Genomic DNA, 8,650 nt, shown 5'->3' with positions numbered 1-8,650 from the left:
TGTGCCGTCAGCGGCATCTCCGCCCCCGAGACCTGCTTCGTCGGCGATGAAGACGACATCACCATCACCGGCAACTGCCTGGATGGTCTCTCCATCAACATCCCCGGCTGCACAACAGTTTCCTCGACCGAGGAAAAGAACGCCGCAGGCCACATCGTGGCCATCAGGCTTCGCGTCAAATGGACCACCCCCGGCGAACACACCCTCTCCGCCACCTGCGGCGAATCCTCCGCCAGCACCACGGTCAAAGTCTACAAAGTCCAGATCTTCGCTAACAACCAAGATGTCACGGGTGGTTCGGTCGCGACAGTCGTCGGCAGACCCATCGCACTGGAATGCCGCGTGACCCCCAAAATGGAATTCACGAACGAGTGGGTAATTCCAGGTATTTACGTCAAAAAATATAGTATATTATACAAGCCAACTGGTGAACAAGATCGGTTTGGCAGGCTCTACACATCCGTGAATACAAGCGGTGTTGTCGAGACGTTTCAGGAAAAAAATGAGACCTGTTTGCCAGCGATCCGACTGTATTGGATCAAGCCGCTATTTCGAGGTGAAATCAGCGTAATGGTAACTATTGCTGGTCGGAGTAAATCGGCGAGTGCCAAACCGGAAGTCAGCGCTCCGATTGTTAACATCGTCCCGCAAACGACTACTGACGTACCTCCAGTTTTTGTTGACGAAAATGTTCTGAAGTTTGGTAAAATCTCCAAAGGTATCACCGTTTCGGCATTATGTGCAACGGGTTCTGACGGAGCCGGCGAATTTCGATTTCTGCAAAGAGTTACGTTTGATCGAACTGTGACACGTCGGCAAGAGTTTGCAACTCAAATCAGAGATTCGACAGAGAGGACGCGAACGACCGAGTGGGTGTTGGATCGGAAAGATGAAATCCAGGATGCCTGGCATTTCCAGAATCGATCCTTGCATCTCAACAACATCGATGCAGGAGGGATCACCATGACCGATTCACCCGAGATCACGACATTAAGAACCGCTATTTCAGCATCCGTTGCGGATGAAACATTCGATCTTCGTCTAATGTATCGCCCCGATGGCGAGGATAGCATTTGGGTCTCACTAAAGACCGTCACGTGGGGCTGGTCGGCAATGGCCTCAGGAGTTCCCGCATTTTCACTCGCCATCATCGGAAATCCCGTTATCAAACCGATCAATGTCGAAGATTCAGTGGACTTACCAATTTGGTCACTGCGAGCATTGGACGTACCGTTGGAACGAAGCACTGTCACAACATCGAGATGAAGATGTCCTGCCAAACCAGAACTCGACAAAGAAGATTTCTCCGCAAAACATCACTTTTCGCGACCCTTGCCACCATCTTTTTGCTTGGGAGTATCGTTACTGGCTATTTCATCTGGCAAACTTTGGAGCCTTCATTTGTGGCGGCTAGGGCCGATCAATTCCTGAGCGACTCCCATCAACTCGAATCCCATCTGATTGGTGGTCGATATGGTTCGCAATTGCAGACGACGACAACGCCATTCCATCTGAGGTTGCTCGAACGTATGGGTTTGCGGGCCAGTCGAGAAGATTTTTCAAATCATTGTGTTCAAGAACTTGTGCTCAACTATGATCCCACATTGATCCTACCAGGACCGTGCCCAGCGTTGGTCAGATTGCCAGGTTACGATACCGTTAGCCGAATCGTCGGGGGTTATCCTGCCAGATCAAGGGTCAAGACAGTCCATATGGAATTCATGGCCTGCCACCCCCCTTATCGGGATATGGCAGAGTTGTTGACATGGCCTGGACTTGAGAATTTCGAATTGCATGCGCCTTCAATCCCAAGGATTAAACTATCGGAAGCCGACTTCTTGGAATTGAGGAATCTCTTACTGACTTTGATTGACGAATCGGACTCAACCAAGTCAGAGCAAGCTCGTTCGGAACTTCGCATATTTCTTGCAAAGCATTCGGCTCTCGAAGGAGAAAAATAATCAATGAATAAGTCGGCTGTGTACTCTTAAATAGGAGGAGGCGAAGCCGTGTTGAAATCCACTCATTAAATAATCGAATGCCACATCGTGGCCATCAAGCTCCCCGTCCAATGGACCATCCCTGGCGAACACACCCTCTCCGCCACCTGCGGTGAATCCTCCGTCGAAAAGAAAATCAAAGTCTACAAAGTCCAGATCTTCGCCAACTACGAAGATGTCACAGGTGGTTCCTTCTCGACCGTCGTAGGCAAACGCGTCAAGCTGGAATGCCGTGTGACCCCAGAAGTTGAGTTCACCAATGAATGGGCCTTGCCGGGTAAATTCGTCAAGAACTACATCATCACCTACATCCCTACTGATCGCGATGTGCCAGGAACATCTTACAAGGCTGTCGACACCCGCGGCGAGATGGTTTTCTTTACAGACAGTGAGTTGTCCCAGACAATCGTCCAACCCTACTGGATTTTAGCCAAATCTTCACAGGCTTTGGATGTCACTGTCAGGGTAAACTCACGCAACAAAACCGCGACCACTGATTTTTCAGCGAACGCTCCCGTAGTCCACACCACGGCGACAACCACCGATGCAACTCCAGCCATTCTATTCAGACGCACGCAATTGGGCTTGGGTCGATTTTCACCTTCAGACAACCTGAAGCCCGGATTCAGCATGGATGTTAGTGTAACAACTGGATCAGATCAGGCGGGATGCTTTCGAATCCTGCAGTTGATCGACACCAAGAGGTTTTACACGATCATAAGATCTAGTGTGGGAACGACATTGCGGGTGGAAATAGCCATTGACTCCGATGGATTCGTTTTGGATCGCAAAAACGAAGTCTTGGGTCAATGGAACTACCAGAATGCCGAATTGTGCGTTGGTTCCCACAGGACAGTCTCGTTTCCGGAGCCAATCACAGACTCTCCTACCTACTTATTCGCTGGCAATGCCATCTCGGGCTTCGTCGCAAATGAGCAATTCCGAACTTATGTAATGTATCAACCGGCTGGGGATGCCACCATCTGGGTTCCGGTGAAACTGGTGACTTGGCAATGGGACGCGTCCATCAATCGCGCTTCGGCATCGGCCGAATGGCCCTCCCTGCCAAATGGATCGGTCTCTTCCGCGATGTCCCTGACGCCCGATGTGCCCGAGTGGTCGGGACGAATTCTTGATATTGTGGAAACGGAAGAAATCATTCCGTAATGGATTCTTTACTTTCAAAAAGGCAGGTGTGCGATGTCACGAAATCGGAAACGATGGATAGGGATCACTCTGGCATCGCTTGCCTGTCTACTGCTGATGTCGTTCAGCTATTCCGTCATTGATTCCTACGGCCGCTACCGAATGACCAGAGAGTATCTCAAGCAATGGTCGTTCAGCTCGATCAATGGTGATGTGGACTGGCCATTAATCGACAGCAAGGCCTGGCGGAGTCCCATTCAACAACTGTCAGGGTCTCGCATCGAAAGACTAACTCTATACTATAATCCAACGGGAGATGGTTCGAAGCCGGGTTGCCTTGAGCCCAGCCAACTGATCCAGAATTTCCCCAACAAGGACAGAGTGCTGCGAGTCTATATGCTTTCTGACTCCTGTAGCTACATCCCCTATGCGGATCTTCTCGAAGTAATGACATGGCCCGCCGTCGAATGGGTCAGCTTTGAATCATCGGCATATCATAGACATCGAACGCTTCTTGAGGGCATGCTTCGAGAGAGGTTTCCGGAGGTGAGGGAGCAAATCCTGATTCTCCAGAAGACGGAGGGTGATAAGGCGGAAAGCGCCCAACTCGCCCGAAAAAATGCCTGGAGGGAACTGGAAAAGCTGTTTCGATTCAAGGTTGCCCTGCGCGTGTCACGGTCACCCACCTCGCTTATACCTGGCGAAACGACGTATGAGCTGGTGGGCGATGATCGAAATGAACTGGTGAGCGATGATTCGGGAGGCTTCGAAAGATAAGCCGTAGCGTCCAACACAAAAGCAACACTCTCTCTGCGTGACAGTCTTGAGGTACGCTTTAAACCCAAGGATACAAACCTTGAAATCCGCGATGACTTTGAAGTCTTTCTAATGTACCAACCGACCGGAGGCATCTGGGTCACACTTCGCAAATGCCAGTGGTTCTGGGATGTCGACGCACGTCGCTCCAATTCGGGAGAAGCTTGGAACTACACCTCCCGCCAGTGGCCAACCTCCCAGAACACGCTTATTTCCGATTCCACACAATTGCCGACCTGGGATTCGCGGGTGCAGGATCGTTACGCCGAGTATGTTGGACGTCAAAATCAGGAGTAGTCTCGAATGAGCAGGTTCGCCGGAAGCCGGGGGGATTGGCGGGCTGTGGTGCGTGTGGTCGCCTTCCTGCTGTTCGTCACTGGGTCAGGTTTCGTGCTGCACCATGTTTACCAGCGCTACGTGCTGCTGCGGTACATCGACCAGGCCCGTCTGCATTTTTTGCATGTGCAGCCCCTGGATGATCGCCCGCTGCTCCCCCGCACTCTCCACCAGCAGCTTCCCCCCGCATTCGCCCCCTGGTTTCTGGCCACACCCCGTGAGATTCATTTTTCCGCAGAGTCAATCCACGGACATGCTTTCTGGAAATGCCTGGAGTGGATTGATGAGTACCCACTCAAATCAACAGTGCGGCGCAGCACGTTGGGACCTAACTGGGATCGAAAACAAGTCCCTTCTACACTCCGGTCACTTTCCCGGTGGCCACGCGTCGAGCAAGTAGGATTTGATGGCTCAAGCATCCTAAAAAATTTCCCACGTCACAATTTTGCCGAACTGGACGTGGTTCTCACCGAGCTGGACGAACTCGGATACCCACAGTTACCCATGAATCCGGAAGACAAGTTACGAAGGGAGAAACTGTACGCGCAGCTGGCGGCCTTGCAAGAACCCTATCCCTAACGTCCCCCCTCACACTCGAACAGCACGTGACTCCCCAACACACTCCACTCAACAAAAGCTGCTGGGTAACAAAACCGGGCAGAGCCTTTCCGCCGGTGATCGAACGAGATAAAATTCATCCATGCGAGATCGGGGCGGTAGCTCAGTTGGGAGAGCGCAGCGTTCGCAATGCTGAGGTCGGGGGTTCGACTCCCCTCCGCTCCATTCAAATTGTTCCTGCAAATTGCGGCCGGCTCATGCCCGGCCTGCGGCTTCATCTGGCTTGAATTTCCAAAAGAATTTCTCCATTGATTGTCAGCATCTGCTGCGAACCCAAAGCGCGAGTCGTTTGTCATTCGGTGGCCACCATCTGTGGCCATCTCTCAGAGTCTGAAGTTCTGAGATGTTTCCGAGGCGGTAACACCTAGTTGCCAAATCATGCTTGCCCAGAGCTGCTGTCTATGACACACAACTTTCTATTCATACGGATTTTGGGGTGTGGCTGGAGACCGCGTGGCTGGGGTCAAACGTCCTCGTTTGCCCCCAGGTCATTGGACGTTGATTATCCCTGGCGAACTTTTTCAACTGCCATGAAGCATGTTTTCAGATGTATTCGTGCTGGTGAACTCGATTGACGAAAGGGCGGAGGAAAACATCCCACGACTGCCACCCGGCAGTATGAAAACGTGAGATTGAAAAGCGTAAAGACCACGCAAAAGCGAGCGAAGCGTGTTGGCAGGGGACACGCATGGCGCGGCAACCCGGCCACAAGTTGGCCGGGCCACCCTAAGGTGGCAAAAGATGTGTTAAAGACAGCCCAGAGCTGCGAGCAGGGCACATTGATGTTTTTCAAAGTCTGAAACTCGTCAGGCCAGTTTTCTGTTAACGACCGGTCGGTAAGTTCTGGCCAGCGCGTGGCGCTCGGGAGCAGATCTGTTACGATGCCGGTTGAATCAGATACTACCGGTCGAGAGTGCTGAACCGGACTTGAGATCGAACTAGAATGTTTCGCCAATGTCGCGATGTTCGCCAGAAGTGCGCCGCAGCGGCTCTGGCAAGGAATTGGGGTTATGGGGTTTTTCGATAAGCTAAAAGCCGGGCTGAAAAAGACATCTCAGTTACTGCGGACAGATATTCGCGATCTCTTCAAATCGGGAGAGATTCTGTCAGAGAAACATCTTGAGCAGTTTGAAGCTCGACTGATTCAGACTGATATGGGGGTGGCTGCCACTACGCGGATTGTGAGTGATCTGAGGCAGGAGCATCTGGGCCGCACGATGAAAGTCGATGAACTGTGGGCCACAGTGCGGGCGACCGTCAAATCGATACTCAAGGGGACTTCTACAACAACTTACGATCCGGAACAGCCACTTTCGCCGCTGAATTTTTCAGAAAGCCGACCAACGGTCATTCTTGTAGCCGGTGTGAATGGAACCGGGAAAACAACCACCATTGCCAAACTGGCCCGGCTGCTAACTTCACAAGGGAAAACCGTTCTACTGGCCGCAGGAGACACTTTTCGAGCGGCGGCCGTCGAGCAGTTGACACTCTGGAGCCAGAGGCTGGGCTGTGACATTGTCACCAAACCAGCCGGAACAGATCCAGCGGCTGTGGCCTTTGCCGGTTGTGAAGCCGCCGTCAAAGCGGGTGTCGATGTCCTGATTATCGATACAGCAGGACGACTGCACAATCAGCAGAACCTGATGCAGGAACTGGAGAAGATTCGCCGGGTGATTGCCAAACAGATTCCTGATGCGCCACATGAATCCCTCCTGGTGATCGATGCGACGACAGGTCAAAATGGACTCAATCAGGCCCAGGCCTTCTCGAAAGCTGTCAGCACGACGGGCCTCATTCTCAGCAAACTCGACGGGACAGCCCGTGGTGGTGTGGCTGTCGCCATTCGACAGCAGATGGGTATTCCCGTTAAATATGTGGGAGTCGGTGAAGCAATTGATGATCTGGAAGTTTTTGATCCCGATCAGTTCGCGGAAGCGTTGTTTGCAGAATAGGTGCCAGGTTTTTGCAAAGGTTCAATACGTTTTCACCCCAGAACACTCTGAAGTGAAGACGTTGGTGCTGGCGAGTATTGAAGCCAGGTCAGGTTAAGTCAGATGGCTGCAAAATCAAAACCAGAAGACGATAAGCCGAACAATATCTCGGTCTGCCGGAATCGCCGTGCGCGGCATGAATACGAACTGATGGATCAGTTGGATTGCGGCATCGTGCTGATGGGAAGTGAAGTTAAAAGTATTCGTGCCGGGAAGGTATCGATTGAAGAAGCCTGGGTGCGCGTCCAGGACGGCGAGTTGTATCTGGTCGGCTGCGATATCAACGAATACCCTCAGGCTTCATGGCTGAATCATGAAACGAAGCGAACGCGAAAGCTGCTGGCACACCGGCGGGAACTGAAGAAGTTTTGCGGCAGAACCAGCGAACGATCCATTACGATTGTGCCGCTGGAAATGTATCTGCAAAGAGGGTTCGTCAAAATCAAAATTGCACTCGCCAAAGGGCGCAAGCTGCACGACAAGCGGGAGAAGCTTAAGGCACAGGACGCTCGTCGAGAGATCCGGCAGGTGACTCGGCGGGGCTGAGATTCTGTGATGAGACAGGCGGCGAGATCGCCTTCCCTGCCTCGAAATCCATCGAGCCTGTGATGTCGTCTGCTCCCAGGGCTGCGGGTGCCATCGCTTCGGGATTCACAACGACTTCATAGGTTGTGCGTCCACCAAATGAGACTAGATCACCGACTTCAAGTAAGGCGGCGTGACGCAGCTCTCCATTCACACTCACTGGGGCCAGATGATTGAGGGAGACAATTCCCAATGCCGACGCATCGCGAATGATCAGGGCTTGCCATGGACTCAGAAAATGAGCCATAGGCGTGGTGCGGGCAGAGTCAGCGAGCTGCCAGTCGCACTGTGGGTCACTCCCGACAATCGTCAGGTGTTTGTTGATAACAAACGTGTCGGCACGCGATGCTGATGAGTTGTCGTGTTGAGAACCGGGGCTGGTTGAACTTGCGCGATTCATGCGGGAGTTGCCAGGCACAAAAGCGAGTCTGGGGCCACTTTCGAGAAACGAAGGATCCCCAGAGGATTTTGTGACCTTAATGTCAGGAGAGTGAATGGCGGGAACCGGCGCGGATCTTTTCAGGCAAGGGACGAGTAACTCCAGGCAGCCACACCGGTGGCTGACCCGGGATTGCCACCAGCGGGGTGACACCCAATGCTGTGTCAGCGTGGGAGTGCGTTGATCAAGACCTTTTGCAGCAAGACCTTTTGCAGACTGTGGGCGAAATTCGAAAAGTGCCACACCTGCGGATGTCCAGACAATCAGGTTCTCAAAGGGAGCCTGAGCCTCATCGACGAGTCGAATGTCCGATTGAACGGAAGTACCGATCCAGGCAAAAGGTCTTTCGATCATGACATCAATCGAGGCATCGCAGGCGAAAGCATCTCGACCACGAATGGTGAGATTGACCGAACCTGGCCAGTTGCGATGCCAGTAAGCGCCCGAAGTTCGTTTCCCAGAAGAAATCTGATGAGGTTTTTCAACAGACGACCTGAAGTTCTTGAGCAGGCGGGATGAACGAACCTGAAGCCTGTTTTCAATTTGCAGGCGATGCCAACCCCTCAACAGAAAATGACGGCGGCGATTCCTCCGCTCCGTAACCATCTTCAATTCCCGCCCGTCCCGAAGTTTATCCCTGCTCAACCCATCGTCGGTCAACCAGTCGTCAGCGCAATCTCGCCTTGCCGGTATTCCGGAAAACGATCTTCCACCACGGG

8 protein-coding genes, 1 tRNA gene and 1 pseudogene are annotated in these 8,650 nt (G+C 52.5%); 8 read left to right on the top strand and 2 right to left on the bottom strand.

Annotated features, from left to right (window positions below; all coding sequences use genetic code 11):
* Positions 1–282, bottom strand: a pseudogene (locus A6X21_RS24225) (hypothetical protein); the annotation flags it as partial.
* A 60-nt stretch (positions 283–342) separates the two neighbouring features.
* Between A6X21_RS24225 and A6X21_RS02340 the strand changes: the two are divergent.
* From A6X21_RS02340 to smpB, 8 genes are all read left to right on the top strand, one after another.
* Positions 343–1,266, top strand: a complete 924-nt coding sequence (locus tag A6X21_RS02340; RefSeq protein WP_131818149.1) for a hypothetical protein — start codon at positions 343–345, stop codon at positions 1,264–1,266.
* A gap of 968 nt (positions 1,267–2,234) precedes the next feature.
* Positions 2,235–3,167, top strand: a complete 933-nt coding sequence (locus tag A6X21_RS02330; protein ID WP_131818148.1) for a hypothetical protein — start codon at positions 2,235–2,237, stop codon at positions 3,165–3,167.
* A gap of 96 nt (positions 3,168–3,263) precedes the next feature.
* Positions 3,264–3,923, top strand: coding sequence for a hypothetical protein (locus A6X21_RS02325; RefSeq protein ID WP_131818147.1), 660 nt, complete (start codon positions 3,264–3,266; stop codon positions 3,921–3,923).
* A 111-nt stretch (positions 3,924–4,034) separates the two neighbouring features.
* On the top strand, positions 4,035–4,259 hold the full coding sequence (locus A6X21_RS02320; RefSeq protein ID WP_068845846.1) for a hypothetical protein: 225 nt from the start codon (positions 4,035–4,037) through the stop codon (positions 4,257–4,259).
* A gap of 6 nt (positions 4,260–4,265) precedes the next feature.
* Positions 4,266–4,877, top strand: a complete 612-nt coding sequence (locus A6X21_RS02315; protein WP_068845844.1) for a hypothetical protein — start codon at positions 4,266–4,268, stop codon at positions 4,875–4,877.
* Positions 4,878–5,008: 131 nt separating this feature from the next.
* Positions 5,009–5,081: transfer RNA gene (locus tag A6X21_RS02310), tRNA-Ala, on the top strand.
* 845 nt (positions 5,082–5,926) lie between these two features.
* Complete coding sequence (gene ftsY, locus A6X21_RS02305; protein ID WP_013112411.1) at positions 5,927–6,868, top strand: signal recognition particle-docking protein FtsY; 942 nt, start codon at positions 5,927–5,929, stop codon at positions 6,866–6,868.
* A 102-nt stretch (positions 6,869–6,970) separates the two neighbouring features.
* Complete coding sequence (gene smpB, locus A6X21_RS02300; RefSeq protein WP_013112410.1) at positions 6,971–7,453, top strand: SsrA-binding protein SmpB; 483 nt, start codon at positions 6,971–6,973, stop codon at positions 7,451–7,453.
* Here smpB and A6X21_RS02295 read toward each other — a convergent pair.
* Entirely contained in the window at positions 7,401–8,537 is a 1,137-nt protein-coding gene (locus tag A6X21_RS02295) for an FHA domain-containing protein (RefSeq protein ID WP_068845842.1), read from the bottom strand. The genes smpB and A6X21_RS02295 overlap by 53 nt on opposite strands.
* Between the last annotated feature and the right edge of the window lie 113 nt (positions 8,538–8,650).

Source organism: Planctopirus hydrillae (assembly GCF_001707835.1).
Classification (GTDB): Bacteria; Planctomycetota; Planctomycetia; order Planctomycetales; family Planctomycetaceae; genus Planctopirus; species Planctopirus hydrillae.
The sequence above is the reverse complement of the archived record's forward strand: the minus strand, read 5'-3'. Positions and strand labels throughout refer to the sequence as shown.